23 protein-coding genes are annotated in these 26,141 nt (G+C 73.5%); 4 read left to right on the plus strand and 19 right to left on the minus strand.

Going from position 1 to position 26,141, the window contains the following annotated elements:
• Positions 1 to 22: 22 nt before the first annotated feature.
• A complete protein-coding gene (smc, locus tag GJR97_RS15600; RefSeq protein WP_154347656.1) occupies positions 23 to 3,550 on the minus strand; it encodes a chromosome segregation protein SMC in 3,528 nt (1,175 codons plus the stop codon).
• A gap of 205 nt (positions 3,551 to 3,755) precedes the next feature.
• On the opposite strand from smc, the gene GJR97_RS15605 reads away from it, so the two are divergent.
• Together GJR97_RS15605 and GJR97_RS15610 are read left to right on the plus strand one after the other, a co-directional pair.
• Positions 3,756 to 4,850 carry a GNAT family N-acetyltransferase gene (locus GJR97_RS15605; RefSeq protein WP_154347657.1) on the plus strand — a complete coding sequence of 365 codons (1,095 nt, stop codon included), beginning with the start codon at positions 3,756 to 3,758 and terminating at the stop codon, positions 4,848 to 4,850.
• 14 nt (positions 4,851 to 4,864) lie between these two features.
• Positions 4,865 to 5,950, plus strand: coding sequence for a GNAT family N-acetyltransferase (locus GJR97_RS15610; protein ID WP_195760734.1), 1,086 nt, complete (start codon positions 4,865 to 4,867; stop codon positions 5,948 to 5,950).
• Here GJR97_RS15610 and mutM read toward each other — a convergent pair.
• From mutM to GJR97_RS15660, 10 genes are all read right to left on the minus strand, one after another.
• The gene (gene mutM / locus GJR97_RS15615; RefSeq protein ID WP_324613589.1) at positions 5,892 to 6,908 is read right to left on the minus strand and encodes a bifunctional DNA-formamidopyrimidine glycosylase/DNA-(apurinic or apyrimidinic site) lyase; all 1,017 of its coding nucleotides are present in this window, start codon (positions 6,906 to 6,908) and stop codon (positions 5,892 to 5,894) included. The genes GJR97_RS15610 and mutM overlap by 59 nt on opposite strands.
• 1 nt (position 6,909) lies before the next feature.
• Positions 6,910 to 7,572 (minus strand): ribonuclease III, encoded by a 663-nt coding sequence (gene rnc, locus GJR97_RS15620; protein WP_154347744.1) that lies wholly within the window; start codon positions 7,570 to 7,572, stop codon positions 6,910 to 6,912.
• Positions 7,573 to 7,648: 76 nt separating this feature from the next.
• A complete protein-coding gene (rpmF, locus tag GJR97_RS15625) occupies positions 7,649 to 7,852 on the minus strand; it encodes a 50S ribosomal protein L32 (protein WP_092669520.1) in 204 nt (67 codons plus the stop codon).
• A gap of 9 nt (positions 7,853 to 7,861) precedes the next feature.
• Positions 7,862 to 8,362, minus strand: a complete 501-nt coding sequence (locus tag GJR97_RS15630) for a YceD family protein (protein WP_154347746.1) — start codon at positions 8,360 to 8,362, stop codon at positions 7,862 to 7,864.
• 74 nt (positions 8,363 to 8,436) lie between these two features.
• Positions 8,437 to 10,845: a transglutaminaseTgpA domain-containing protein gene (locus GJR97_RS15635; protein WP_195760735.1), complete on the minus strand. Its 2,409-nt coding sequence runs from the start codon at positions 10,843 to 10,845 to the stop codon at positions 8,437 to 8,439.
• Positions 10,835 to 12,202: a DUF58 domain-containing protein gene (locus GJR97_RS15640; protein WP_154347660.1), complete on the minus strand. Its 1,368-nt coding sequence runs from the start codon at positions 12,200 to 12,202 to the stop codon at positions 10,835 to 10,837. Before GJR97_RS15640 ends, GJR97_RS15635 begins: the two co-directional genes overlap by 11 nt.
• 5 nt (positions 12,203 to 12,207) lie before the next feature.
• The gene (locus GJR97_RS15645; protein WP_154347747.1) at positions 12,208 to 13,182 is read right to left on the minus strand and encodes an AAA family ATPase; all 975 of its coding nucleotides are present in this window, start codon (positions 13,180 to 13,182) and stop codon (positions 12,208 to 12,210) included.
• A 35-nt stretch (positions 13,183 to 13,217) separates the two neighbouring features.
• Complete coding sequence (gene coaD, locus GJR97_RS15650) at positions 13,218 to 13,709, minus strand: pantetheine-phosphate adenylyltransferase (protein ID WP_154347661.1); 492 nt, start codon at positions 13,707 to 13,709, stop codon at positions 13,218 to 13,220.
• Positions 13,710 to 13,760: 51 nt separating this feature from the next.
• The gene (locus GJR97_RS15655) at positions 13,761 to 15,950 is read right to left on the minus strand and encodes an ATP-dependent DNA helicase RecG (protein WP_154347662.1); all 2,190 of its coding nucleotides are present in this window, start codon (positions 15,948 to 15,950) and stop codon (positions 13,761 to 13,763) included.
• Positions 15,947 to 16,762 (minus strand): tetratricopeptide repeat protein, encoded by an 816-nt coding sequence (locus GJR97_RS15660; protein ID WP_154347663.1) that lies wholly within the window; start codon positions 16,760 to 16,762, stop codon positions 15,947 to 15,949. The genes GJR97_RS15655 and GJR97_RS15660 overlap by 4 nt, the downstream gene beginning before the upstream one ends.
• Before the next feature lie 48 nt (positions 16,763 to 16,810).
• Here GJR97_RS15660 and rsmD point away from each other — a divergent pair, with 48 nt between their 5' ends.
• On the plus strand, positions 16,811 to 17,470 hold the full coding sequence (rsmD, locus tag GJR97_RS15665; protein ID WP_154347664.1) for a 16S rRNA (guanine(966)-N(2))-methyltransferase RsmD: 660 nt from the start codon (positions 16,811 to 16,813) through the stop codon (positions 17,468 to 17,470).
• Here the strand turns inward: rsmD and thiL are convergent.
• On the minus strand, positions 17,440 to 18,438 hold the full coding sequence (thiL, locus tag GJR97_RS15670) for a thiamine-phosphate kinase (RefSeq protein ID WP_154347665.1): 999 nt from the start codon (positions 18,436 to 18,438) through the stop codon (positions 17,440 to 17,442). The genes rsmD and thiL overlap by 31 nt on opposite strands.
• Before the next feature lie 25 nt (positions 18,439 to 18,463).
• On the opposite strand from thiL, the gene GJR97_RS15675 reads away from it, so the two are divergent.
• On the plus strand, positions 18,464 to 18,994 hold the full coding sequence (locus GJR97_RS15675; protein ID WP_154347666.1) for a DUF3515 family protein: 531 nt from the start codon (positions 18,464 to 18,466) through the stop codon (positions 18,992 to 18,994).
• Positions 18,995 to 19,036: 42 nt separating this feature from the next.
• On the opposite strand, the gene GJR97_RS15680 is transcribed toward GJR97_RS15675, so the two are convergent.
• The 7 genes from GJR97_RS15680 to GJR97_RS15710 form a co-directional block, all read right to left on the minus strand.
• Positions 19,037 to 20,137 carry a D-alanine--D-alanine ligase family protein gene (locus GJR97_RS15680; protein ID WP_154347667.1) on the minus strand — a complete coding sequence of 367 codons (1,101 nt, stop codon included), beginning with the start codon at positions 20,135 to 20,137 and terminating at the stop codon, positions 19,037 to 19,039.
• A complete protein-coding gene (locus GJR97_RS15685; RefSeq protein WP_154347668.1) occupies positions 20,037 to 21,149 on the minus strand; it encodes an NAD(P)H-dependent glycerol-3-phosphate dehydrogenase in 1,113 nt (370 codons plus the stop codon). Before GJR97_RS15685 ends, GJR97_RS15680 begins: the two co-directional genes overlap by 101 nt.
• A gap of 16 nt (positions 21,150 to 21,165) precedes the next feature.
• Positions 21,166 to 21,942 (minus strand): lysophospholipid acyltransferase family protein, encoded by a 777-nt coding sequence (locus GJR97_RS15690; protein ID WP_324613590.1) that lies wholly within the window; start codon positions 21,940 to 21,942, stop codon positions 21,166 to 21,168.
• 7 nt (positions 21,943 to 21,949) lie between these two features.
• A complete protein-coding gene (gene murA / locus GJR97_RS15695) occupies positions 21,950 to 23,320 on the minus strand; it encodes a UDP-N-acetylglucosamine 1-carboxyvinyltransferase (protein ID WP_324613591.1) in 1,371 nt (456 codons plus the stop codon).
• On the minus strand, positions 23,321 to 23,938 hold the full coding sequence (gene leuD, locus GJR97_RS15700) for a 3-isopropylmalate dehydratase small subunit (RefSeq protein WP_154347669.1): 618 nt from the start codon (positions 23,936 to 23,938) through the stop codon (positions 23,321 to 23,323).
• A 2-nt stretch (positions 23,939 to 23,940) separates the two neighbouring features.
• Positions 23,941 to 25,419, minus strand: a complete 1,479-nt coding sequence (leuC, locus tag GJR97_RS15705; RefSeq protein WP_154347670.1) for a 3-isopropylmalate dehydratase large subunit — start codon at positions 25,417 to 25,419, stop codon at positions 23,941 to 23,943.
• A 121-nt stretch (positions 25,420 to 25,540) separates the two neighbouring features.
• A complete protein-coding gene (locus GJR97_RS15710; RefSeq protein WP_154347671.1) occupies positions 25,541 to 26,140 on the minus strand; it encodes an FHA domain-containing protein in 600 nt (199 codons plus the stop codon).
• Between the last annotated feature and the right edge of the window lies 1 nt (position 26,141).

Here is a 26,141-nt window from a genome sequence, read left to right on the forward strand (position 1 = left end):
GTGGCGGCCGCCGCGCCCGCGATCAGCTTGCCTTCGCGTCGAACTCCTCGCGCACCCGCTGACCGACGACCGCCGAGACGCCGTCCTGGCGCATCGAGACGCCGTAGAGGGCGTCCGCGATCTCCATGGTGCGCTTCTGGTGCGTGATGACGATCAGCTGGCTCTCCTCGCGCAGGGCCTCGAAGGTCGTCAGCAGTCGCCCGAGGTTCGCGTCGTCGAGCGCGGCCTCGACCTCGTCCATGATGTAGAACGGGCTCGGGCGGGCCTTGAAGATCGCCATGAGCAGCGCGACCGCCGCGAGCGAGCGCTCGCCGCCCGAGAGCAGCGAGAGGCGCTCGATCTTCTTGCCCGCGGGCTTCACGCTCACCTCGATGCCCGTCGTGAGCAGGTCGTCGGGGTTCGTGAGGGAGATGCGCCCCTCGCCGCCGGGGAACAGGATCGGGAAGACGTCGGCGAACGCCTCGCGCGTGTCCTCGAACGCGGAGCGGAAGATCGACTCCATGCGGCCGTCGATCTCCTCGATGATCGTGAGGAGGTCCTTGCGGGTGTTCGCGAGGTCCGTGAGCTGCTCGGTGAGGAACTGGTGGCGCTGCTCGAGCGCCGCGAACTCCTCGAGCGCGAGCGGGTTGACCCGGCCGAGCTGGGCGAGCTTGCGTTCGGCGGCCTGCAGTCGCTTCTGCTGCTCGGCGCGCACGAACGGACGCGGCTCGGCCTCGGCGTCGGCCTCGTCCGGGATCGGCTGGTCGGGCCCGTACTCGGCGACGAGGACCTCCTCGCCGAGTCCGAGCTCGCTCTCGGCGCGCTCGACGAGCGATCCGACGTGGAGCTTCTTCTCGTAGATGCGCAGCTCGAGGCCGTGCACGTCCTCGGTCACCGCCTGCAGGCGCTCACGGGCGGATGCCTCGGCGCGACGCGCGACCTGGACCTCCTCGTTGCGGCTCGCCCGCTCGGCCTCGGCGGCGGCCAGCGCGACGCGGGCCTCCGCCACCGACCGGCCGACCGCGGCGAGGACCGGGGGCAGCGCATCGGCGACGCGCGACGCCGCCCCGAGCTGGGCGCGGCGGACGACGGCGCGGCGCGCCGCCTCGTCGGCGGCACGGCGCTCGGCCTCGTGCTGGCGCTCCATCGCGACGATGCGCGCCTCCTCGGCGCGGACCCGCTCGCGCGCCGTCTCGAGCCGCAGCCGCGCCTCGACCTCGCCCTCGCGAGCCCGTTCGAGCGCGGCGAGCGCGCCGTCGCGGCGTTCGGCCTCGAGCACGGGGCGCGCTTCGCCGCGAGCGGCCTCGAGCTCCGCCTTCGCCGTCGTCGCGGCCTGCTCGGCCTCGGCGATGCGCTCCTCGGCGGTGCGGACCGCGTCGGCGAGTCGGTCGGTCTCGGCACCGGCGGCCTCGGCCTGCACGCGGGCGCGGTTCAGCGACTCGGTGCGCTGGGCGAGCTGGGCGTCGAACTCGCGGAGCGCGGCGAGCGCGAGCTTCGACTGCTCCTTGGCGTGCTCGGCGTCTCCGCGCTGCGCGTCGAGGTCGAAGCGGGCGCGCTCGATGTCGGCTCGGACCTCGTCGAGCCGCGACTGGGCGCGGTCGCGCTCGGCGATCAGCTCGATGCGGCTCTGCGTGCGGCCCGAGCCTCCGTGCACGACGAAGCGGCCGACGACGGTGCCGTCGCGCGTGATCACGGTCGCCGGGCGGTCGAGCGCGGCGAGCGCGGGCTCGGCCGCGCGGACGGCGTCGAGGTCGTCGGCGACGAGCACCTCGCCGAGGAGGGCGAGGACGCCGGCGGGCGCGGTGACCACGTCGGCGGCGGCCGTGAGCCCGTCGACCTCGAGGCGTCCGGCACCGGAGAGGTCGGAGCCCGGCTCGGCGATCGCGAGCGCGACGCGGCCGAGGTCCCCCTCGGTCGCGATCCCGACGGCCCGGAGTGCCGCCTCGCGGTCGTCGACGAGCACGGACTCGGCGAGCGGTCCGAGAGCCGCCGCGATCGCGGCCTCGAAGCCGGGCTCGACGCGCAGGTGCTCGGCGAGCAGGCCCCGCACGCCCGCGGTGCCGGAGGCGGCGAGCGCTGCCGACCCGTCCTTCTGGTCGAGCGCGAGCGAGAGCGCGCCGACTCGCGCGCCGAGCGCGTCGCGTTCGCGCTCGCGTTCGTGGAGCGCCTCGCGCAGCTTCTCGATCTCGGCTTCGGCCTCGAAGACCGCGGCCTGCGCGAGCTCGTACGCCTCGTCGAGGTCGGTCGCGGCGGCGGGATCGGCATCGGACTCGGCCTCGACCCGTGCGAGGTCGGCGGCCGCGGCCTCACGGCGCGACTGCGCCGCGTCGAGGGCGTTCCGGTGCCGGAGCACCTCGCCGCGTACTGCGGCGAGCTTCGAGGCGGCGGTGTCGGCGCGGCCCGAGAGCTGGGACGCCCGCAGGTCGTACTCGCTGACCCGTGCCGCCTGCGCCGCGATCTCCTCGTCGACGGCGTCGAGCGCGGACCGGGCGTCTCGGGTCGTGATCGCCGCCTGCTCGAGCGCGGACGCCGCGTCGCCGACGCCGCCGCGGATGCCGTCGAGCTCGCCGCGCGCCGCGGCGATGTCGGCGAGCGTCACGGTCGGCGCGGCATCCGTGCCCTCGTCGGCGGCGGAGAGCAGCGCGATGCGCTGGCGTGCGAGCGAGTCGAGCGAGCGCAGCCGTGCCTCGGACTGCTCGAGCGCGAAGCTCACCGCGCGGGCCGTGTCGACGTCGTCGCCGCCCTGCGCCTGCTCGAGCCGAGCGATGTGCGCCTGGTGGCGTTCGAGCTCCTGCTGCAGCACGAGGCGCTCGGCGTGCCGTTCGTGCTCGGTGCGCCCGGCGGCCTCGAGCGCGCGGCGCAGCTCGACGACCTCGTCGGCCACGAGCCGGGCCTTCGCGTCGCGCACGACCGCGGCGATGCCGGCGGCCTCGCGCGCGACCTCGGCCTGGCGCCCGAGCGGCTTCAGCTGGCGGCGCAGCTCTGCGGCGAGGTCGGTCAGCCGCGTGAGGTTCGCCTGCATCGCGTCGAGCTTCCGGAGCGTCTTCTCCTTGCGGCGACGGTGCTTCAGGATGCCGGCGGCCTCCTCGATGAACCCCCGACGGTCCTCGGGGCTCGCGTGCAGCACCTGGTCGAGCTGGCCCTGCCCGACGATGACGTGCATCTCACGGCCGAGACCCGAATCGCTGAGCAGCTCCTGCACGTCGAGCAGGCGGCACTGCTCGCCGTTGATCGCGTACTCGCTGCCGCCGTTGCGGAACAGCGTGCGCGAGATCGTGACCTCGGTGTACTCGATCGGGAGCGCGCCGTCGGAGTTGTCGATGGTCAGGCTCACCTCGGCGCGGCCGAGCGGGCCGCGCGTGGACGTGCCCGCGAAGATGACGTCCTCCATCTTCCCGCCGCGGAGCGTCTTGGCGCCCTGCTCGCCCATGACCCACGCGAGCGCGTCGACGACGTTCGACTTGCCGGAGCCGTTCGGGCCGACGATGCACGTCACCCCGGGCTCGAACGCGAAGGTGGTCGGCTGCGCGAAGGACTTGAAGCCCTTCAGGGTGAGGCTCTTGAGGTACATGTCCCCCCGGTGTCGCGGCGTGATGGTGCTGGATGCCTCGGACGAGCGTACCCGAGCGGATGCCACGGGTCCGGTTCGCTCGCCGCGTTCGGGCGGATCGGGCCCGCCAACGGCGCCGGCGCCATGGTCGTCGTCTCGGATGGCGGTACCGGGGCGTGCGTCGTGTGGCTAGGCTGGCAGGCTGCTCCGAGTCGAGGGAGGTCGCATGGGCGCAGAGGTGCGGGAGATCCGCCTGTCGACGGCGACGGATGCCACGGCGCCCTCCGAACTCGACGCGTACGCCGCGCTGATCCGCCGGCTCGACCTCGAGCGCCTCGGCACCGACGAGCTCGCGCGACCCGTGCCGGAACTACTCCGGGAATTCGCGGACGACCCGTACCGCGCGCACGTGCCGCTCGGCGCGTTCGACGGCGGGACCCTCGTCGGCATGGCCGAGCTCGAGTGGGAGCGCGACGACGACGCTCGCACCGCCTACCTCGTGATGCTCGGCGTCGCGCCCGATCGCCGCCGTCAGGACATCGGCTCCGCGCTGCTCGCGCACGCCGAGCGCGTCGCGTCCGATGCGGGACGCCCGACCCTCGTCCTGTCGGCCGACCACGGTGCCGGCCACGGGACGGACCCCGCCGACGGGACCGCGCCGAGCCCCGGAGGCGTCCTGCGCGCACCCCAGGGCGATGCGACGATCCCGGCCGACGACCCGGCCGTACGATTCGCCCGGGCCCACGGCTACGCGCTCGGCCAGCTCGACCGGGTGAGCGTGCTCGACGTCGCTGGCCGCGCGGCCGAGTTCGCGGCGCGGCTCGCGGACCTCGCGGCGCCCGACCCCTACCGGGTGCGAACGTGGGTCGACCGCGCACCCGACGACCTCGTCGATTCGCTCGCCGTGGCCCACGAGCGGATGTCGGTCGATGCGCCGTCGGGCGCCATCGCGTACGAACTCGAGCACTGGGACGCCGACCGGGTCCGGGACGAGGAGCGTCGGTCCCTCGCCAAGGGCCGGACCACGCTCACCGCCGCTGCCGTCGCGCCCGACGGCGCCGTCGCCGGGTTCACCGTGCTGTCGCTGCTCGCCGACTCCCCCGCCGTCGAGCAGTGGGACACCATCGTGCTCGCCGCCCACCGGGGCCACCGCCTCGGCATGCGGCTGAAGCTCGAGAACCTCCTCCTGCTCCAGGCGGCGGATGCCTCGCGCGAACGCGTCTACACCTGGAATGCCGACGAGAACGAGCACATGCTCGCCATCAACCTCGACCTCGGCTTCCGGCCGTTCGCCCTCGAGTCCGTCTGGCAGCGGCCGTGAACGGCGACGCGCCCGTGAGCGGCGCCGCAGCGACGAGCGGCCCGGGCACGCTGCGTCCGATCGAGGCCCCCGACCGCATCGGGATAGCCGAGTCGGCCGACCTGGAGGCCTACGCCGACTTCGCCCGTCGCATCCAGCTCGAGACCATCGGCACGGACGAGTTCAGCCACTCGCCGGCCGAACTCGCCGTGCTCGGAGGGAACCCGTACCTCGAGCGACGGCGTTTCGGGATCTTCGACGACGGTCGCCTGGTCGCGGCGGTCGCAGCGTGGTGGGAACGCGAGCAGGAGGACGGCGCGCCCATGATCACGATGGTCGGAGTGGACCCGGCGTATCGCCGACGCGGACTCGGCGGTCGCGTGCTCGACGCGATCGAGGCATCCGCTCGCGACGCCGGACGCCACGCCACGATCATGATCTCGGAGCACCGCACCGACGACGGCTCGGGGGAACGCCTCCACGCGCCGCAGGGCGGCGCGTCGCTGCCCGCCGACGCGCCGTCGGTCCGGTTCGCGCGTTCGCGCGGCTACCACCTCGGCCAGTTGCTCGTCGCGAGCGCCCTCCCCGTCTCCGGGCTCGGCGCACGCGTCCGCGGCCTCGCCGAGCAGGCCGCACGATCCGACGGCTACCGCCTCGAGCACTGGCGCGATCACACGCCCGCCGAACACCTCGACGCGTTCGCGCTCGCCCGCTCGCAGATGGTGGCGGAGGCGCCGAGCGGCGCCGTCGACTTCCCCGACGAGCACTGGGACGCGGCGCGCATCCTGGACGAGGAGGCGCGCGCCGTCGCGGCCGGACGGACGCACCTGACGGTCGCCGCGATCGCGCCCGGCGGTGAGATCGCCGGCTTCACCATCCTCACGCTCGCCCCCGGCAAGCGCGGGGCCTACCAGGACGACACGCTGGTCCTCGCCCCGCACCGCGGCCACGGCCTCGGCATGCGGATGAAGCTCGCGAACCTCGTCGCGCTCGCGGACGCGGCGCCCGAGCGGACGGAGGTCTACACCTGGAACGCGGACGAGAACGGACCCATGCTCGCGATCAACCGCGAACTGGGCTTCCGCCCGCATTCGATCCAGGCGACGTGGCAGCGGGGCTGACCCGGACGACCGGCGTCGACGCGCCCGAGGTGGCACCGCTGCCGGCGCCGGCGCGCAGCCGCTGGCAGCGCGGGCACCGATGCGACGAGCGGTTCATGAACGCCTCGCGCACGATGGGCGTCCCGCACCGAGGGCACGGCCGGCCGGCGCGGCCGTAGGCGTTCAGCGAGTGGGCGAAGTACCCGGACGCGCCGTTGACGTTGACGTACTGCGCGTCGAAGCTCGTGCCGCCCTCGGCGAGCGCCTTCTGCAGCACCTCGCGCACGGCCGCGAGCAGTTCGCGCACGCGCCGCCGGCTGAGGCTCGATGCCGGCTGCTCGCCGTGCATGCGGACCGCCCAGAGCGCCTCGTCGGCGTAGATGTTGCCGATGCCCGAAACCACGCCCTGGTCGAGCAGCACGCGCTTGACGCCGGTCGCCCGCCGGGCGAGCGCCGCCGTGAACGCGCCGTCGTCGAACGCCGGGTCGAGCGGATCGCGGGCGATGTGGGCCACCTGCGACGGGATCGAACGCGCCCACGGGCCGGAGACGTCGGCGGAGAACCCCGCCACGCGCCCGTCCGACGCGGGCACCATGCGATCGATCGCCATCGAACCGAAGATGCGCTGGTCGACGAAGTCGACGCGGAGCTCGCCGTGGACCGGGTGGTCGAGGTGGAGCCGGATCCGCGCGTGGCGGTCGTCGCCCGGATGGTCCGGCGTGCGGAGCAGGAGCTGGCCGCTCATGCCGAGGTGCCCCACGAGCGCGGCGCCTCCGGCGAGCGGCATCCAGAGGAACTTGCCGCGACGCACGGCGGCCTCGATGCGCTCGCCGGTGAGCAGCGTCTCGAAGTCGCCGGACGCCGCTTCGTGACGCTTGAGCGAGCGGACGTCGAGCACCTCGACCCCGGCGACGCGCGCGCCGGTGACCGCGGGCGCGAGCCCGGCCCGGACGACCTCGACCTCGGGCAGTTCCGGCACGTCAGCGGTCGTTCAGGGTGGTCCAGGCCTCGAGCGCGGCCGCCATCTCGGCCTGCTTCTTGCTCGAGCCCTCGCCCGACGCGGTCACGAGGCCCGCGACGGTGACCGTCGCGACGAAGTGCTTGCTGTGGTCGGGGCCGCTCTCGCTCACGGAGTACGACGGCGCGGCCGCGCCGCGGCGGGCGGCGATCTCCTGCAGGCTCGTCTTGGGGTCCATGGCCGCTCCGAACCGGTCGGGGTCGAGCATGAGGGGCGTGATGAGCCGCAGCACGAGGTCGGTCGCGATCTCGCCGCCCCGCGAGAGGTAGACGGCGCCGATGATCGCCTCGACGGTGTCCGCGAGGATCGACGGCTTCTCGGCGCCACCCGTCATCGTCTCGCCGCGGCCGAGGCGGATGTACGGGCCGAGACCGATCGCCCGCGCGACCTCGGCCAGCGCGACGCTCGAGACGAGGCTCGCCCGGCGCTTGGCCAGCTCGCCCTCGTCGAGCTCGGGGTGGTCGGTGAACAGCTTGACGGTCACCGCCTGCCCGAGGATCGAGTCGCCGAGGAACTCCAGGCGCTCGTTCGTCGGGATCCCGCCGTTCTCATACGCGAACGACCGGTGCGTGAGTGCGAGGAGCAGGAGTTCGGGGTCGAGCTCGACGCGCAGCGTGCGCTGCAACTCGGCGAGCTCGTCGGCCCCGGTGTCCGTGCGCTCGACGCGCCTCACGACCGGTCGTTCGTCGTTCACGGGCCGACTAGACGTCGGCGACCTTGCGGCCCTTGTACTCGAGGAAGAGCGGGGTGCCCGCCGAGTCCTCGACCACGCGTGCGCGGTGCGGGAGGCTGTAGGTGACCTTGCCGTTCTCGACGGTCTTGACGAGCGTGGGGGCCTCGGCCTTCCACTGCGAACGGCGCGCGTGGGTGTTGGCGCGTGACTTCTTCCGCTTGGGAACAGCCATGACTCTCTCTCAATCTCTCTGCTGGTCGGCGTCGGATGCAGCATCCGCGCCCTCGTCTTCGGAAGCCGTGAACCCTGCGAGCGCAGCCCAACGCGGGTCGTTCTCTACAGGGGTGACGAGTTCCGGATGATCGGCCAGACGCTGTCCGGTCTCGGGGTCGAGACCCGGGCAGTCAGGCCGGCACACCGGCTGGAACGGCAGTGCCAGGACTGCCGCATCTCGGATGAGCGGTTCAAGATCCACGTGGTCGTCTTGAACCTCATACTCGAAAGCTTCCCCAGAATGATACGCGAAAAGCTCCTGGAACTCGACTCGGACCGGCAGCGCGATGTCGATGAGGCACCGACCGCACTCGCCCTCGGCCGTCGCGTCGACCTCCGCGGTCGCGAGGATGCCCTCGTGGACGGACTCGAGTCGCACGTCGATCGCGAGGTCGGAGCCCTGCCGGATGGAGACCAGCCCCTCGCCCAGCTGCTCGGGCACGGGCACGTCGAACTGCTGCTCGCGCATCTCGCCGGGTCGGTTGACGAGGTCGCGCACGTTGATGCTGAAAGGGGAATGCTGTACGGCCACGAACGACGATCCTACTCGCCGGGCGGTGCGGGGCGGCCGAACGCGACGCGCGCCGACGGCCGGAGCGACCCGGGCAGGAGCACCGCCGCCACCCGCCGGACGGCGGGCGCGTCGGCCCGCAGCGCGTCCGAGGACGCCTCGAGGTCGGCGGCGAGGGCGGACCGACGCGCGCGCTCGAGGTCCTCGGCTCCGGCCGGCGCGACGGACTCGGCGTCCACCGCCGCGTCCCGGCCGCGAACGCGACCGTAGCGTTCCCGCTCGACCGCGTCGCGCACGCGCTCGAGCGCGGCGCGCGCCTCCACGCGCTCACCCGGCGGCGACTCCGGGTCGGCACGGAACGCGGGCCGTTCGGCGAGCTCTGCGGCGAGCCCGCGCACGGTGCGCCGCGGATCGACCGGGAGCCCGAGGTCCACGGCGGTCGCCAGGAGTTCCCGCCACGCGGCATCCGCCGGGCGCTCTCCGGAGCGGATGCCGCCGCGGCGCGCCGCGCGCACGCCGATGCGGATCATCGCCGGAAGCAGGAGGACGAGCGTCACGGCGAGCCCGATGAGCCCGAGCTGCGCGGCCTGCGCTCCGGCCGAGGCGGTGCCGCCGGGGCCGCCGAGCGCCCGGTCGGGATCGCCCTCGGGCCGGCCGGTCGCCCCCGGAGTCGCGGCGGGCCCGGTCGGGACCACCCCGGGTGCGGTCTGCCCGGCGTTCGGCCGCGAGTAGTCGGGCACGCTCCCTCGACCGGGCGTCGGCTCGAACGGCACCCACCCGACGCCCTCGAAGTAGAGCTCGGGCCAGGCGTGCAGGTCGTGCGAGTCCACCTCGATCACGATCTGGTCGTCCACCCGCCCGTCGCCGGGGGTGCCGGCGGTGTACCCGATCGAGATGCGCGACGGGATGCCGACCTCGCGGGCGAGCACCGCCATCGTCGACGCGAAGTGCACGCAGTACCCCGCACCCTGCTCGAGGAACGCGGCGATGGCATCGAATCCCGCTCCGTCGTAGCCTTCGGCGACGGGGGCGCTCTCCGAGTACTCGAAGTCCGAACCGCGCAGGTACGCCTGGATCGCGACGGCCGCGTCGTACCGCGTCGGCGCGGAGGCGGTGACCGCAGCGGCCGTCTCGGCGATGATCGGCGGAACGTCCTCGGGCAGCCGGCGCGTCGCATCGGCCACCGCACCAGGCGATGGGACGGGCGCCGAGCGGAGTTGCGTGACGTCGGGACGCACGTCGAGGTGGGTGAGGCGGTACTGCTGTCCGAGCGTCGTCGAGTCGACGCTGCGGACGTTGAGCGTGCCCTGGTCCCAGAACCAGGACCCGCTCACACCGCTGACCTCGGTCGTCGGGTACGGCACGGGAAGCCATGCGGTGCGGACCTGGTCGACCTGCACCGCGATCGGACGGGGCTCGACCAGCACGTCGTCGTCGAGCCCGTCGGGCCCCGGCAGGGTCCCCAGGGTGTTGTCCCCGTCGACCGCGCGATCGGTCGCGGACCACACCTGGCCCTCGAGGCGCTCGATCGTGAGCAGGGTGAAGTACGGCCGCTCCCCCTCGGGCGACACGTACGAGAAGGCGGGCACCGGCTCGGGCCTGCGCAGGTCGCGTCCGAGGTCGACGTACGGGCTGACGCCTCGGGCGAAGAGCGTCGCCGGCCCGCCGGTGCCGACCAGGAAGCTGGTGCTCACGCTCGGCGTGGCAGCGGCGATGACGGATGCCGCGACGAGCCCGATCGCGGCGAGGCCGAGCGACGCTCCCATGGTCGACACGATCGGCGCGCGCTTGGGCGCGCTGACGACGGGCGCGTCGTCGCGATCGTCCTCCTGGACGAGCTCGGCGGCGCGCCGCACGCGTACGTCGACGCGGAGCAGCAGCAGGTAGGCCGCCGCGGTGAGCACGAGGGCGGGCGCGTCGGCGCCCTCCGCGAGGAACAGTCCGGGCACGAGCACCGGCACCAGCATCGGGATCGCGGCGAGCGCGGGGACGCGCACGGTCTGCACGAGCAGGTCGAGGAACACGGCGATGAGGCCCACGCCGACGGTGATCGCGAAGACGAGCGCGGGAACCGGGATCGCCGGCACCGACTGCTGCTCGATCGTGCGGCGCGCACCCTCGGTGAGCTCGCCGAAGACCGCGAACGTCTCGGCGGTGGGGATCACCAGCGCGAGGCTCGTCCCTCCGGCGAAGAGCAGCGTGAGCGCGAGCAGCATGACCACGAGCTCGAGCGGCGGGACCAGCGACGGTGGAGTCCGCACGGCGCGGAGCGCCGCCCCTCCGCCGATCACCGCGACCGCGACGACGGCGCCGGCCCACCACCATCCGCTTCCCGCGATCAGCGGCCCGAGCGCGGTCGTCGCGACGAGGAGGAGCAGCAGGCTCGCCCCCGAGAGCGCGAGCGACTGCGCGCGGGTCAACGGGTAGCGGTCAGGGCCCACGGCGACCTCCCGAGCGCACGGCCTCGCGGGCGGAGCGCCACGCGTCCTGCCACGCGGCGGGCAGGTCGGCGGCCCGGTGCACGCGGATGACCCGCCAGTCGGCCTCCTCGAGCCGGTCCACGATGCGGGCCGCGACGCTGTCGGCGGCGAACGCGATCGCGGGCTCGACCGAACTGCGGAGTGCGACGAGCGCCTCGGCGGCATCGCCGGACGGGTCCACGAGCACGGCGATCGCCGGCATCCGCATGTCGCGACGCACCGACGTCACGGGCGCGGTCGGATGCCGCCGGGGCTCACGCGGCTCGCCGCGCGCGACGTCGCGACGAGGCGGTTCCAGCCGGGCGAGATCCTCGAGCAGTGCCACGTCGCCGCCCGCGGCGCGGTAGCCGCCGGCCTCCGGCGCGATCGGCTCGAGGTGCACCGCCGGGTCCTCGACCGGGTCCAGACGCACCCGGAAGCCGCGGGCGAGCAGGTGCACGCCGAGCGATGCGGCGAGCTCGACGCCGAGTTCGAACGCCGGGTCGAGCGCGTCGGTGCGGTCGCGCGAGCCCGACGCCGGGTGCGAGACCCGTCCGCCGAGCGCCGTGTCGAGGAGGATGCGGAGCTCGGGGTCGCCGCGCTGCTCCTCGTCGCGCACCATCAGCTCGCCGCGCCGGGCGGTCGCGGCCCAGTGCACCCGCCTGAGCGGGTCGCCGTACCGGTACTCGCGCGCGATGAGCTCGTCGCTGTTGGGCCGCGTGCGACGCTGCAGGGCGTGCACCGTTCCGTCGACGCTCGCGAGCAGCCCGACCGCCGGTTCGAGGGGCGTGACCCGCGGGGTCACGACGAGGTCCCTGGCACCGCCCGCCACCCGATCGATGCGCGCGAGCCCGAACGGGTCGGTCACCGAAACGCGGAGCGGCCCCACGTCGAACACCCCGCGGCGCGGGGTCCGCATCCGGTACTCGAGCCCGACCGTGTCGTCGCCCGAGGGCAGGACGCCCTCGGTGCGCCCGATCGCGGGCAGGATCGCCTCGGGCGGCGGTCGGAGCGCCGGCGAGGCGAGGTCGCGCCAGTGCGCGCCGTCGAACGCCCGGCGGCTCCGGTTGTGCACGCGCAGCCGGACGGTCGTCGAGTGCCCGGCCCCGACGACCGGCGGCTCGAAGGTCCGGTGGACGGCGAGACGCGGCGGACGCGCGGCGAGGAAGCCGAGTGCCGCGAGCGGCATGGCGAGGCCGACCGCGGCGAGGAGGAGGATGTCGCGCAGGTCGTACCAGAGCGCGACGCCGAAGAGGATGCCGCCCACGACCATGAGCGCGATCCCTCGCGGGGTCAGGCGCGGACGCGCCTGGTGCCGTACCCGGCCGACCCGCGACATCCCGATCACTCCCTCCGCGCGCTGCCGACCGGCACTGGCGTCTCGCCGACGATGCGGCGAACGATCTGGTCGATGAGCGGGCCGCCGTCGTGGTCGTGCCCGCCGACCGCTCGACTGGTCGGCACGAGGCGGTGGGCGAGCACGGGCACCGCGAGCGCGTCGACGTCGTCGGGCAGCACGAAGTCGCGGCCGTGCATGGCGGCATGCGCCTTCGCCGCCCGGATCAGCTGGAGCGTCGCCCGGGGGCTCGCCCCGAGCCGGAGCTGGCGGTCCTCGCGCGTGGCGCGGGCCAGGTCGACGGCGTAGGCCTTGACGGGCTCCGAGGTGAACACGCGCTGCACCGTCTCGATCATCGCGCGGAGCTCGGCGAGCGAGACGACGGGCTCGAGGCTGTCGAGCGGGCTCGCGGTCTCTCGTTGGGCGAGCATCGCCAGTTCGTCGGCGGTCGCCGGGTAGCCCATGGAGATGCGGGCCATGAAGCGGTCGCGCTGCGCCTCGGGCAGCGGATACGTGCCCTCCATCTCGACCGGGTTCTGCGTGGCGACGACCGTGAACGGCTGCTCCAGGTGGTAGGTCGTGCCGTCGGCCGTGACCTGGCGCTCCTCCATGCACTCGAGCAGCGCCGACTGGGTCTTCGGGCTCGCTCGGTTGATCTCGTCGCCGATGACGATGTTCGCGAACACCGGGCCGGGCTTGAACTCGAACCGCCGGGAGACCTGGTCGAACACGGAGACGCCCGTGACGTCGCTCGGCAGCAGGTCGGGGGTGAACTGGATGCGGCTGACCGTGCAGTCCACGGATCGGGCGAGCGCCTTGGCGAGCATCGTCTTGCCGACGCCCGGTACGTCCTCGATGAGCAGGTGCCCTTCGGCCAGGAGCACCGTGAGGGCCGCCGTCACCGCCTCGCGCTTGCCGCTGATCACCGTCTCGACGTTGCGCACGATGGCGGCGGCGCGGTCGCCGACCTCGTCGATCTCCATGGCGGCCGCGACGCCGACGCCGCCCTCGGTGTCGCTCATTGCCGCATCGCCCCCTGGAGGTACTCGGCCACGGATCGGGGGACGTACGGGGCGACGTCGCCGCCCAGCGCGGAGACCTGCCGAACCAGCGAACTCGACACGTGCGCGTTCGCCGGGTCGGGCAGGAGGAAGACCGTCTCGACTCCCGCGAGGTGCCGGTTCACGATCGCCATCGGCGTCTCGTAGCCGACGTCGACCTGCGAGCGGATGCCCTTGACCAGCACCGAGGCGCCGACGTCGGTGCAGTAGTCGACGAGCAGGCCCATGCTCCATGCCGCGACGACGATGTCGCCGGGGATGCGGGCGTCGGCGATGGACTGCTCGATGAGCGCGACGCGCTGGGCGATCGGCAGCAGCGCCGACTTGTCGGGGTTGTGCACGACGACGACGTGCAGCTGGTCGTACAGGCCGGCGGCCCGCTCGATGACATCGAGGTGTCCGCGCGTGACAGGGTCGAACGATCCGGGGACGACGGCGATCCGCTGCATACGTGCCAGCGTAGTGCGCGATCGTCGCTCCGGAGGCGGTGCCGGAGAGTCTCAGCCCCTGCTCAGGTACTCGCTCGACTCGTCGTCGAGGCGGCGTCGCACGGCGGCCGAGAGGGCCGCGTGCCCGGCCAGTCCCGGGTCGTCGGCGAGCAGCTCCGCGGCGGCCTCGCGGGCGTCGGCGATGAGGTCGCCGTCGCGCGCGACGCGGAGCAGCTTCAGCGAGGAGCGGCCGCCGGACTGCGTCGCGCCGAGCACGTCGCCCTCCTGCCGGAGCTCGAGGTCGACGCGCGCGAGCTCGAATCCGTCGAGCGTCGCGGCGACGGCCTCGAGGCGCTCGCGTGCGACGCTGCCGGCCTCGGCATGCGAGACGAGCAGGCAGAGGCCGGGCACGCTCCCCCGGCCGACCCGCCCGCGCAGCTGATGCAGCTGCGAGACCCCGAACCGGTCGGCGTCGACCACGACCATGGTGCTCGCGTTCGGCACGTCGACGCCGACCTCGATCACGGTCGTCGCGACGAGCACGTCGAGCTCCTTCCCGGCGAACGCGCGCATCGTGTCGTCCTTCTCGTCGGCCGACATGCGGCCGTGCAGCGGCGCGATCCGCGCATCGGCGAGCGACGGCAGCGCCCGCAGTTCGGCCAGCACCGAGGCGACGGATGCCGCGGGGCCGGCGCCGGGAGCCGGCTCGCCCTCCGCGGGCTCGGCGTCCTCCTCCGCGACCTTCGGCTCGATGGCCGGGCAGACGACGAACCCCTGCCTGCCCCCGGCCAGCTCCTCGGCGAGGCGCTCCCAGACCCGCGCGCGCCACGCGGGGCGTTCGGCGAGCGGCACGAGGTGCGTCTCGATCCCGGCCCGCCCCGCGGGCAGCTGCCGGATGGTGCTGACGTCGAGGTCGCCGAACACGGTCATCGCGACGGTGCGCGGGATCGGGGTGGCCGTGAGCACCAGCACGTGCGGGTGGCGCCCCTTCAGCCGCAGCGCCTCGCGCTGCTCGACGCCGAAGCGGTGCTGCTCGTCGACGACGACCAGGCCGAGGTCGGCGAAGGTCGTCGTGTCGCCGAGGAGCGCGTGCGTGCCGACGACGATGCGCGACTGCCCGGCGGCGACGCGCAACGCGGCCTTCCGCCGCTCCGCGGCGGGGAGCTGCCCGGTCACGAGCGTGGGCATGAGCTCGGCCGACAGCTCGGGGCCGAGCATGCGCACGATCGAGCGCAGGTGCTGTGCGGCGAGCACCTCGGTCGGGGCGAGCAGCGCCGACTGCCCGCCGGATTCGGCGACCGCGAGCATGGCGCGGAGCGCGACGACCGTCTTGCCCGAGCCCACCTCGCCCTGCACGAGCCGGTTCATCGGCACGGGCGCGGCGAGGTCGGCGAGGATCTCGCCGCCGACCTCGCGCTGGTCGTCCGTGAGCGTGAACGGCAGCGACGCCTGGAACCGCTCCAGCAGGCCGCCCGGTCGGGGTTCGCGTCGGACGGCCTCGTGCGCGCGCGCCGCCGCGCGGCGCTCGAGGAGCGCGGTCTGCAGCACGAACGCCTCGGTGAAGCGGAGCGCGCGGCGCGCGGCCTTCCAGTCGTCGTCGCGTTCTGGCCGATGCACGCCCTCGAGCGCGTCGCGGTGCGAGCGCATGCCGCGGGCCCGGCGCACCGGCTCGGGGATGGGGTCCTCGACGGGGCCGAGCCCGTCGAGGAGGACGCCGATCGCGGTCTGCAACTGCCAACTGGAGAGGGTGCCGGTGGCCGGGTAGATCGGGATCGGCGCCGTCGCCCAGCGCACGGCCGCGGCATCCGCCCCGCTCGTCGGCACCGCCTCGTCGAACAGCTGGTAGTCGGGGTGGGCGAGCTGGCGGGCGCCCCGGTAGTCGGAGACCTTGCCGGCGAACATGCCGCGTGCGCCCGGCTTCAGCTCGCGCGAACGCCACGCCTGGTTGAAGAACGTGAGGGTGAGGACGCCGGTGCCGTCGGAGATCTTCGCCTCGAGGATCGAGCCCCGGCGCGAACGCATGGTGCGCTCCCGCACCTCGAGCACCTCGGCCACGATCGTGACGTTCTCGTCGAGCGGGAGCTCGGCGAGCGCGGTCAGCTCGCCGCGCGCGGCGTAGCGGCGCGGGTAGTGCGCGAGCAGGTCGCCGACGGTCGTGTACCCGAACGCGCGCTGCAGCGCCTGCGCGGTGCGGCCGCCGAGCGCGCCGGTGAGGCGGCTGTCGAGGGTCAGCGCTCCCTCCGCCACGCGATCGGCCGTCATGGCTCGATCGTAGGCTCCGCCTCCGTCGGTGCGGGCTCGAGGGCCTCGATCTCGGCGCGCACGTAGGGGTCGTCGGGCCGCGCGAGCGCGAGCGCGCGCTGGATCTCGAGCGCCTCGTCGGTGCGGCCGAGGGTGCGCAGGGCGCGCCCGACGGACCAGCGCGCCACGTGCTGCTGCCCCGCCGTCCCGTAGCGGTCGGCGGCGTCGACGGCCTTCTCGAAGTGGTACAGCGCCGCCTGCGCGTCGCCGCCGTCGTGCTTGGTCCACCCGAGGTTGTTGTGCAGCGCCACGCCCCAGCGCTTGAGGCGCGGGTCGCGGACGCCCTCGAGGATGTCGAAGCCCTCCGCGGCCCACTCCTCCTCGTGGCCGGCGTCGTTCAGCGCGAGCATGTGCAGGGCGTCGAGCACGAGGAACGTCGATCCGCCCAGCGCCCCCTCTCGGACGGCCCGCGTGAACTCTGGCACGGCCTCGTCGACGCGCTCGCCGGCCGCGGCCATCCGACCCCGCTCGAGCGCGATGCGCGCGCGCAGCTCGGCCGCCTCCTCGTCGGAGTCGCCCGCGTCGGCCGACTCGAGCTCTGCGAGCACCGCGAGCGCCTCGTCCTCGCGCTGCTGGATCCCCATCGCGCGGGCCAGCTGCGTGGCCATGACCGCCCGGCCGTGCGCGGTCAGCGTCTCGTCGGCCGCGGCGGCGCGGAAGCGCTCCTCGCTCGCGGCGGGGTCGGCGAAGTCCCAGATCCGGTCGATCGCGAGCTGCTCCTGCGCCCGGTGGTGCGACGGATCGGCGTGCAGGGCGTCGGTCGAATCATCCACCAGACCATCATGGCAGCGCCCGAGGAGGGGCCGTTATGCTCCCGAGACATGACGCGCATCATCGCCGGCTTCGCCGGTTCGCTCACCCTCGCCGTGCCCCGCTCTGGCACGCGTCCGACGAGCGATCGCGTGCGCGAGGCGATCTTCTCCGCGCTCGAGGCGCGAGATGCGGTGGCGGATGCCTCGGTGCTCGACCTCTACGCCGGATCGGGCGCGCTCGGGCTGGAGGCCGCGAGCCGCGGCGCCGCCGAGGTGGTCCTGGTCGAGCGGGCGCGGCCCGCGGCCGAGGTCTGCCGACGCAACGCCGCGGCGCTGGCCAGGGCCGCGCGCGGGGTGCGGGCACCGCGCGTCCGCGTGGAGGCCCGGAGCGTGGCGTCCTACCTGGAGTCGGCGGCCGGCGGCGTCGACCTGGCCTTCATCGACCCGCCGTACGACCTCGGCGAGGTCGAACTGGCTCGCGACCTGGCGCTGCTCTCCCCGCTCCTGGCCGACTCCGCGACGGTCGTCGTCGAGCGCAGCAGCCGCTCCCCCGAGCCCGCCTGGCCCGACGGCATCGAGCCCGGGCGTCGTCGCGACTACGGCGAGACGACGCTCTGGTGGGCCTCCGCGGCCGAGCCCGAGGGGCGGACGGACGACGACGGCGACAGCCCGATCGACGGCGGTGCGGGCGCGCGGGATCAGCCCGTGCCGCCGTCCCAGCCCGAGTAGGGGTCCCATCCGCTCGTGTCGACGGGCTCGCCGTCGAGGGTGAGCCGCCCGGCGTCGCCGTTCACGACGCCCACGACCTCGAACGGCTCGGGAGGGACGGCGCCCGGGGGGAACGTCGCGAGCAGGCCGTGGTCCTCGGCACCGGCGAGCGCCGTCAGCGGATCGGGTCCGAGCGCGTCGGCGTGGAACTCGAGCCCGACCGCGCTCGCCTCGGCGAGGCGCCGCGCGTCGCGTGCGAGCCCGTCGCTGACGTCGAGCATGGCGGTGGCGCCCGCCTCCGCCGCGGCGATGCCGGCCGACACCGGCGGCGAGGGCGCGAGCTGCGCGCCGACGAGGTGCGGATGCCGCTCCCGGGCCGCCTCGGCGAGGCCGGCGTCGGGATCGCCGTCGGCGTCGCGCGCCTCGGCGAAGAGCAGCTTGAGTCCGCGTGCCGCGTCGCCGCGCGCTCCGGCGTGCGCGAGGACGTCGCCCGGGCGCGCCCCGGAGCGCAGGACGGGGGCGCGCCCCGCCAGGTCGCCGAACGCGGTCACCGCGATGGTGAGCACCGATGACGCGGACAGGTCGCCGCCCACGACGCCGGCGCCCGGCGCGAGCGCCGCGAGCGCATCGCGCAGTCCGTCGGCGATGCCCTCGAGCAGTCCGACGGGCGTCGTGGGCGGCGCCGCGATCGAGACGACGAGTGCCGTGGGCCGGGCGCCCATCGCGGCGACGTCGGTGAGGTTCGTCGCCGCCGCCTTCCAGCCCAGGTCGTGCGGGCGCGACCACGCGAGGCGGAAGTCGGGACCGTGCACCATGAGGTCGGTCGTGACGACGAACCGCCCGTCGGCGGCGGCCACGACCGCTGCGTCGTCGCCCGCGCCGAGGAGCGCAGCATCGCCCGGTTCCAGGCGCGGGAGGATGCGGGCCAGCACCGCGGTCTCGCCGAGCTCCCCGATCGTCGGCGAGGGCTCGAGTGCAGGCTGCTCCATGGCTCCCACGGTAGCCTGATCGACGATGCCAACTCCCCCGTCAGGCCGCCCACGGCGCCGCAGTGCGCGCCTCGGTGCAGCCGCGCTCGTCGCGGCCTCGACCGTGCCGCTCCTCGCCGGCTGCAGCCAGCCGGTCCCCTTCGATCCCGCACCGGATGCCGCGGACGCCGACTGCGCCTCGGTCGTGGTCCGCCTCCCCGACCAGGTCGCCGGGCTCGACGCCCGCGAGACCACCGCGCAGGGCACGGGAGCCTGGGGCTCGCCGGCATCGGTGCTGCTCCGATGCGGGGTCGAGCCGCCCGGCCCCACGACGCTGCGCTGCGTGAGCGTCGACGACGTCGATTGGATCATCGACGAGTCCGACGCGCCGACCTACCGCTTCGTGACCTACGGACGCACGCCCGCCGTCGAGGTCGTCGTCGACAACGACACGGTCGCCGGCTCCACGGCCATCGCAGACCTCTCGGGCGCGGTCGCCGCGATCCCGGCCGTGGGCGGATGCACCGACCTCGAGGACCTCGCCCCCGCGACAGACGGGTCGGCCGACGCCGGCTGACCCGGCCGCGCCATCCGGCCGGCGTCGTCGCGGCGACCCGACTCAGCCGACGCGGACGCCCCGCGCCAGCCCGACCCGGATGAGCTCGTCGATCAGCTCGGGGTAGCTCACGCCCGACTCCTGCCAGCACCGCGGGAACATCGAGATCGGCGTGAAGCCCGGCATCGTGTTCAGCTCGTTGACGACGAACCCCTCCTCGGTGAGGAAGAAGTCCACGCGCGCGAGCCCCTCGGCACCGATCGCCTGGAAGGAACGGATCGCGAGGTCGCGCATCTCGTCGAGCCGCCCGTCGCCCAGGTCGGCGGGGCACACGAGGTCGACGCCGGGCGCGTCGAGGTACTTCGCCGCGAAGTCGTAGAAGCCGTCGCCCGCGAGCACGATCTCGCCAGCGACCGACGCGCGCGGCGGCTCGCCGGGCGCACCGCCGAGCACGCCGATCTCGACCTCGCGGCCGATCACCGCGGACTCGACGAGCACGGTGTCGTCCTCGGCGAACGCGACCTCGAGCGCCGCGTCGAGCTGTGCGCCGTCGGAGACCTTGCTCACGCCGACGCTCGAGCCGGCTCGGGCCGGCTTCACGAACTGCGGCAGGCCGAGGGCTGCCGCGTCCGCGCGCACGGCGGCCGGGTCGTCGGCCCATTCCCTCGCGGTCACGGTGCGCCACGGTGCGACCGGGATGCCGGCCGCTGCGAGCGCGGTCTTCGTGAAGTGCTTGTGCATGCCGAGTGCGCTCGCGAGCACGCCCGAGCCGACGTAGGGCAGGCCGAGCAGCTCGAACTGGCCCTGGATCGTGCCGTCCTCGCCGAAGGGACCGTGCAGGATCGGGAAGACCAGGTCGACCTCGCCGAGCGAGGCCTCCTCGCCGCTCGCGGTCACGACGTGGAGCTCGCGGGAGGCCGCCGACTCCGGCCAGCGCACGCGCGTGCCGTTGTCGTGCACCTCGGGCAGGTGCTCCGGGTCGAGCGCGAACCGCTCGGGGTCGTCGGCCTCCAGCACGAACGCGCCGTCGCGCGTGATCCCGACCGGGATCAGTTCGTAGCGGTCACGGTCGATCGCCCGGAGCACCCCCGCCGCCGTGGCGCAGCTGATCGAATGCTCGCTGGAGCGCCCGCCGAAGAGCAGAACCACCCTGAGCTTGTCCATCCATCGTCCTTTCGCCCTGCGGCTCGTCGTCGGTCGTGAGGTGCGGCGCGATGTCCTTCGGAGCGAGCGTTCCGGCCAGCACCTGCCGGACCTGCTCGACGATGGGCATCTCGACGCCCTTGGCGCGCGCCAGTTCGAGGATCGGACCGACGGACGCGAGCCCCTCGGTGGTCTGCTGCATCTGGTTGACGACCTCGGGCAGCTTGTAGCCCTGGCCGAGCAGCCGCCCGGCCGTGTTGTTGCGCGACAGCGGCGACTGGCAGGTCGCGATGAGGTCGCCGAGGCCCGCGAGGCCCGACAGCGTGTCGGGGTGCGCACCGTACGCGACCGCGAAGTCGGTCATCTCGACGAGGCCGCGGGTGATGATCGACGCCTTCGTGTTCTCGCCGTAGCCGGCCCCGTCGACGATGCCGATCGCGACCGCGATGAGGTTCTTCAGGACCCCGCCGAACTCGGTGCCGATCACGTCGGTGTTCACGAACGAGTGGAAGTAGCGGTTGCGCGAGACGGATGCCACGGACTGCGCGGTCTCCAGGCTCGAGGACGACACGACGGCCGCCGTCGGCTGCTCGCGCGCGATCTCGAGGGCGAGGTTCGGACCGGAGATCACCGCGATCTTCGACTCGGCGATCGGGAGCACCTCGGCGATGACCTCGCTCATGCGGTGGCCCGTCGACTTCTCGACGCCCTTCATGAGCGAGACGATCGTCGCCTCGGCGTGCAGGTGCGGCTCCGCAGCGATCAGGTTCTGGCGGAGGGTCTGGCTCGGCACGCTGATGTAGACCTGCTCGGCGCCAGCGAGGGCGAGATCGAGCCGACTCGTCGCGCGGAGCCCGATCGGCAGGTTGATGCCGGCGAGGTAGTCGCTGTTGCGCTTGGCCTCCTGGATCTCGCGCGCGAGCTCGGGGCGTCTGGCCCACAGCATGACGTCGGCCCCGCCGTCGGCGAGGATCTTCGCGAACGTCGTGCCCCAGCTGCCCGCGCCGAGCACGGCGACGCGCTTGCCGGGCATGCGGCGCCCCGCCCCCCTAGCCATCGAGGCGCCCCGTCTCCTTCTGCCCGTGCTTCGCCGGGTCCCAGCGCTCCGACGGCGGCGCCTCGTGGCGAAGCTCGCCGACGAGCGCGGCGATCGCGTTCATCAGGTCGTTCGTGGCGGCGAGCAGGGTCGCCTGGTCGAGCGGCTTCCCCTCGTAGGCCGACAGGTCGAGCGGCTCGCCGATGATGACGTCGACGGTCTTCCGCGGGAAGAAGCTGACCTTCTTCGCGTAGCGGGGCATGATCTGCTGGGTGCCCCAATGGGCCGCCGGGATCACGGGGATGCCGCGCTCGAGCGCGATGCGGACCGCGCCGGTCTTGCCGCGCATCGGCCACAGGTCGGGATCCCGCGTCAGCGAGCCCTCCGGGTAGACGATGACCATCCGCCCCTTCTCGACGAGCTCCTCAGCCGCGCGGATCGCCGCGTGGCTGCTGCTGCCGGCCCGCTCGACGGGGATCTGGCCCGACCTGCGGAGGAACCACCCGGCGACGGGGATCTTGAACAGCGAGGCCTTCGCCATGAACCGGGGCAGGCGCCCGAGATGCCACGAGGCGACGCCCATGACGAGCGGGTCGATCTCGCTGTAGTGGTTGGGCGACAGCACGAAGGCGCCGGCCTGCGGCATCCGCTCGGGGCGGTGGAAACGGTACTTCACGCCGAGGCTCCAGAACGGGAGGATCAGCGCGGCCAGCACCCAGAAGAAGGAGGGCCGGCGCTTCTCGGCGCCGGGCTTCACTGCGGGCACGACGGCGGGGTCACGATGGGGCACAGACCCATTATCCTTCGAGCGCGAAGTCCGCTCCGAGCAGCTCCAGCTTCATGATGAAGTTCTCGTAGCCGCGCGCGATGATCCCGACGTTCGACACGGTCGAGCGCCCCTCGGCGGTCAGCGCCGCGATGAGGTGGCTGAACCCGCCACGCAGGTCGGGAACCTCGATGTCGGCGCCGCGGAGCTGCGAGGGACCGGAGATCACCGCGGAGTGCTTGAAGTTGCGCTGACCGAACCGGCACGGCCGTCCGCCCAGGCACTCCTTGTGCACGTCGATCGACGCGCCCATCTCGACGAGCGCGTCGACGAAGCCGAAGCGCTGCTCGTAGACGGTCTCGTGCACGATCGAGACGCCCTTCGCCTTGGTGAGCGCCACGACGAGCGGCTGCTGCCAGTCGGTCATGAAGCCCGGGTGCACGTCCGTCTCGATGATGACGTGCTTCAGCTCCCCGCCGGGGTGGTAGAAGCGGATGCCGTCGTCCTCGATCTCGAACGCGCCGCCGACCTTGCGGAAGATGTTGAGGAAGGTCAGCATCTCGGGCTGGCGGGCACCGCCCACGAAGATGTCGCCCTCCGTCGCGAGCGCGGCCGCGGCCCAGCTCGCCGCCTCGTTCCGGTCGAACAGCGCGCGGTGGCTGTAGCCCTGCAGCCGCTCGACGCCCTCGATGCGGATCACGCGGTCGGTGTCGACCGTGATGATGGCGCCCATCTTCTGCAGGATGTTGATGAGGTCCATGATCTCGGGCTCGATCGCCGCGCCCGACAGCTCGGTGATGCCGTCGGCGAGCACCGCAGTGAGCAGGACCTGCTCGGTCGCGCCGACGCTCGGGTACGGCAGCGAGACCTTCGCGCCCTTCAGCCCGGTCGGTGCCGACATGCGGATGCCGCTCGGCAGCTTCTCGACGATCGCACCGAAGTTGCGCAGGACCTCGAGGTGGTAGTCGATCGGCCGGTCGCCGATGCGGCAGCCGCCGAGGTCGGGGATGAACGCCTCGCCGAGGCGGTGCAGCAGCGGCCCGCAGAACAGGATCGGGATGCGGCTCGACCCCGCGTGCGCGTCGATGTCGGCCATGTGCGCCGACTCGACCGCTGACGGGTCGAGGATGAGCTCGTCGGGCTCGGCGCCCTCGGTGACGGTCACCCCGTGCACCTCGAGGAGGCCGCGCACGATCCGCACGTCGCTGATGTTCGGGACGTCCTTCAGGACGCTCGGCGTGTCGCCGAGGATCGCCGCGACCATCGCCTTCGTGACGAGGTTCTTGGCCCCCTTCAGCTCGATCCGACCACGAAGAGGCTTGCCTCCGTTGATCGTGATGCGGTCGACCGGGAGGCCGACCGCCGTTCCGTGCTGCTTCGCGTCATCCACGAGTGTGTTCACTCAGTTCCCTGTCTCTGCCGGCTCCCTGATGGGGAGCGTCGTCGGCCGCCACCCCGCCCGAGTCGCCTCGAAGTCGGAGATGGCCTGCTCGTCCCGGAGGGTGAGCCCGATGTCGTCGAGCCCCTCGAGCAGCCTCCACCGAGTGTAGTCATCGATATCGAAGGCGACTGTGAGGCTCCCGATGCTCACCGTACGCTCAACCAGATCGACGGTCGCGGCTATTCCCGGCTGCGCCTCGATGGCCTCCCACAGTCGCTCGATGTCCTCGTACGCGACCTGGGCCGCGAGGAGCCCCTGCTTGCCCGCGTTGCCGCGGAAGATGTCGCCGAACCGGCTCGAGATGACCACCTTGAAGCCGTAGTCGCGGAGCGCCCACACGGCGTGCTCGCGGCTCGAACCGGTGCCGAAGTCCGGGCCGGCGATCAGGACGGACGCCCCCGCGTGAGCGGGGTGGTTGAGCACGAACTCGGGATCCTGTCGCCAGGCGTGGAAGAGCGCGTCGTCGAAGCCCGTCTTGGTGACGCGCTTGAGGAAGACCGCGGGGATGATCTGGTCGGTGTCGACGTTCGATCGGCGCAACGGGACGGCCACGCCGTCGTGCGTGCTGAACTTCTCCATGGTCAGTTGCCGCCCTTCGCGCCGGCGCCGACCGGTTCGTCGGCGGCATCCTGTTCGAGGTCCCACGGGCTCGAGAGCGTGCCTCGCACCGCCGTGGCGGCGGCGACGAGGGGCGAGACCAGGTGGGTCCGGCCGCCCTTGCCCTGGCGGCCCTCGAAGTTGCGGTTCGACGTCGACGCGCAGCGCTCGCCCGGCGCGAGCTGGTCGGGGTTCATGCCGAGGCACATCGAGCAGCCCGCGAAGCGCCACTCCGCACCGAACGCCTCGAAGACCTTGTCGAGCCCCTCGGCCTCGGCCTCGAGCCGCACGCGGGCCGAGCCCGGTACGACCATGACGCGGACGCCCTCGGCCTTGGTGCGGCCCTCGATGATCGATGCGAACGCGCGGAGGTCCTCGATGCGGCTGTTCGTGCACGAGCCCATGAAGACGGCGTCGACCGGGATCTGCTTGAGCGGCGTGCCCGGCTCGAGGTCCATGTACTCGAGCGCGCGCTCGGCGGCGGCCCGCTCGTGCTGGTCCTCGATCGCGGCCGGGTCGGGCACGGACTCGCTGAGCGAGACGCCCTGGCCGGGGTTCGTCCCCCAGGTGACGAAGGGCTCGAGCTCGTCGGCGTCGATGAACACCTCGGCGTCGAAGACGGCGCCATCGTCGGTCGGCAGCGTGCGCCAGTACTCGACCGCCCGCTCCCAGTCCTCGCCCTGCGGCGCGTGCGCGCGGCCCTTCAGGTACTCGAACGTGGTCTCGTCGGGGGCGACCATGCCGGCTCGGGCGCCCGCCTCGATCGACATGTTGCAGATCGTCATGCGGCCGTCCATGGACAGCGCGCGGATGGCGCTGCCGCGGTACTCGAGCACGTAGCCCTGCCCGCCGCCCGTGCCGATCTTCGCGATCACCGCGAGGATGATGTCCTTCGCCGTGACTCCGGGGCGGAGCGTGCCCTCGACCGTGATCGCCATCGTCTTGAACGGCTTCAGCGGGAGCGTCTGCGTGGCGAGCACGTGCTCGACCTCGCTCGTGCCGATGCCGAACGCCATCGCGCCGAACGCGCCATGGGTCGAGGTGTGGCTGTCGCCGCAGACGACCGTGATGCCGGGCTGCGTCAGGCCGAGCTGCGGGCCGACGACGTGGACGATGCCCTGCTCCTTGTCGCCCAGGGAGTGCAGGCGGATGCCGAACTCCGCGGCGTTGCGGCGCAGCGTCTCGATCTGCGTGCGACTCGTCGGGTCGGCGATCGGCTTGTCGATGTCGAGCGTCGGCGTGTTGTGGTCCTCGGTCGCGATCGTGAGGTCGGGGCGGCGGACGGGGCGGCCGGCCATGCGGAGCCCGTCGAACGCCTGGGGGCTCGTGACCTCGTGCACGAGGTGCAGGTCGATGTAGATGAGGTCGGGCGTGCCGGCCTCGCCCTTCGCGACGAGGTGCGCGTCCCAGACCTTCTCGGCCAGGGTGCGCGGACGCGCCGGGTTCGGGGTGCTGTCGTTCATGCGGTTCGTCTTCCTTCGGGAGGGTGGTCGGCCGTCGACGGACTCCGCGGCGGGGAAGGCCTCAGAACCGGGCCCCGCCGCGGCACGGAAGGAGAAGTCGCCGAGCACGCATGCCCACAGATTACACCGAGTCGGCGGGTGCCCGTTCCACGAGGAAGGCGACGTCGCCGAGCAGGACGACCGCGTCGAGCGGCACCTCGGCGGGCACGCCCGACTCCAGGTCGGTGGGGTCGGACCCCTCGGGCCAGACGCGCACCCCGTTCGTGGAATCGAGGTCGGTGACGAGGAGCCGGCCGTCCCGCACCTCGAGGAGCGCGTGCGTCTTCGACATCGAACGGGTGTGGTCGGGGATCGCCACGACCGTCGCCCCCTGCAGCCAGGCCGGCGGCTTCGGGTCGCGACCGACCACCACCCGATCGGGGACCGAGAACTCGATCCCGTCGGCGCTCCGCAGGTGCCACGGGCCCGTCGCGGCGGGCGGGTCGGGCGGGTCGGCCGCGCTCGGAACCGCACCCCGTTCCGCAGCCGGCGGGGCGGCCGGGAACGCCGACGCGGGCGGCCCGATGGGCAGTGCCGACGGCGGGCGGACGCCGGGAGGTGGGCGGAATCCCGGGATCGCGAGTTGCATGCGCCCGGTGTCCTCCGCCCGAGTCGACCGTTCCGCCTCCGGCTCGTCCGGCACGGACCCCGGCGGGGGCACGATGGAGTCGGGCTCGCTCACG

Source organism: Agromyces kandeliae, assembly GCF_009674665.1.
Classification (GTDB): Bacteria; Actinomycetota; Actinomycetes; order Actinomycetales; family Microbacteriaceae; genus Agromyces; species Agromyces kandeliae.

Excerpts from the sequence above, each read along its gene's own strand:
- smc (WP_154347656.1), bottom strand. The coding sequence starts at position 3,550 with ATGTACCTCAAGAGCCTCACCCTGAAGGGCTTCAAGTCCTTCGCGCAG.
- GJR97_RS15605 (WP_154347657.1), top strand. The coding sequence starts at position 3,756 with ATGGGCGCAGAGGTGCGGGAGATCCGCCTGTCGACGGCGACGGATGCC.
- rpmF (WP_092669520.1), bottom strand. The coding sequence starts at position 7,852 with ATGGCTGTTCCCAAGCGGAAGAAGTCACGCGCCAACACCCACGCGCGC.
- GJR97_RS15630 (WP_154347746.1), bottom strand. The coding sequence starts at position 8,362 with ATGCGCGAGCAGCAGTTCGACGTGCCCGTGCCCGAGCAGCTGGGCGAG.
- GJR97_RS15640 (WP_154347660.1), bottom strand. The coding sequence starts at position 12,202 with ATGTCGCGGGTCGGCCGGGTACGGCACCAGGCGCGTCCGCGCCTGACC.
- GJR97_RS15645 (WP_154347747.1), bottom strand. The coding sequence starts at position 13,182 with ATGGAGATCGACGAGGTCGGCGACCGCGCCGCCGCCATCGTGCGCAAC.
- coaD (WP_154347661.1), bottom strand. The coding sequence starts at position 13,709 with ATGCAGCGGATCGCCGTCGTCCCCGGATCGTTCGACCCTGTCACGCGC.
- GJR97_RS15655 (WP_154347662.1), bottom strand. The coding sequence starts at position 15,950 with ATGACGGCCGATCGCGTGGCGGAGGGAGCGCTGACCCTCGACAGCCGC.
- rsmD (WP_154347664.1), top strand. The coding sequence starts at position 16,811 with ATGACGCGCATCATCGCCGGCTTCGCCGGTTCGCTCACCCTCGCCGTG.
- thiL (WP_154347665.1), bottom strand. The coding sequence starts at position 18,438 with ATGGAGCAGCCTGCACTCGAGCCCTCGCCGACGATCGGGGAGCTCGGC.
- GJR97_RS15675 (WP_154347666.1), top strand. The coding sequence starts at position 18,464 with ATGCCAACTCCCCCGTCAGGCCGCCCACGGCGCCGCAGTGCGCGCCTC.
- GJR97_RS15680 (WP_154347667.1), bottom strand. The coding sequence starts at position 20,137 with ATGGACAAGCTCAGGGTGGTTCTGCTCTTCGGCGGGCGCTCCAGCGAG.
- GJR97_RS15685 (WP_154347668.1), bottom strand. The coding sequence starts at position 21,149 with ATGCCCGGCAAGCGCGTCGCCGTGCTCGGCGCGGGCAGCTGGGGCACG.
- leuD (WP_154347669.1), bottom strand. The coding sequence starts at position 23,938 with ATGGAGAAGTTCAGCACGCACGACGGCGTGGCCGTCCCGTTGCGCCGA.
- leuC (WP_154347670.1), bottom strand. The coding sequence starts at position 25,419 with ATGAACGACAGCACCCCGAACCCGGCGCGTCCGCGCACCCTGGCCGAG.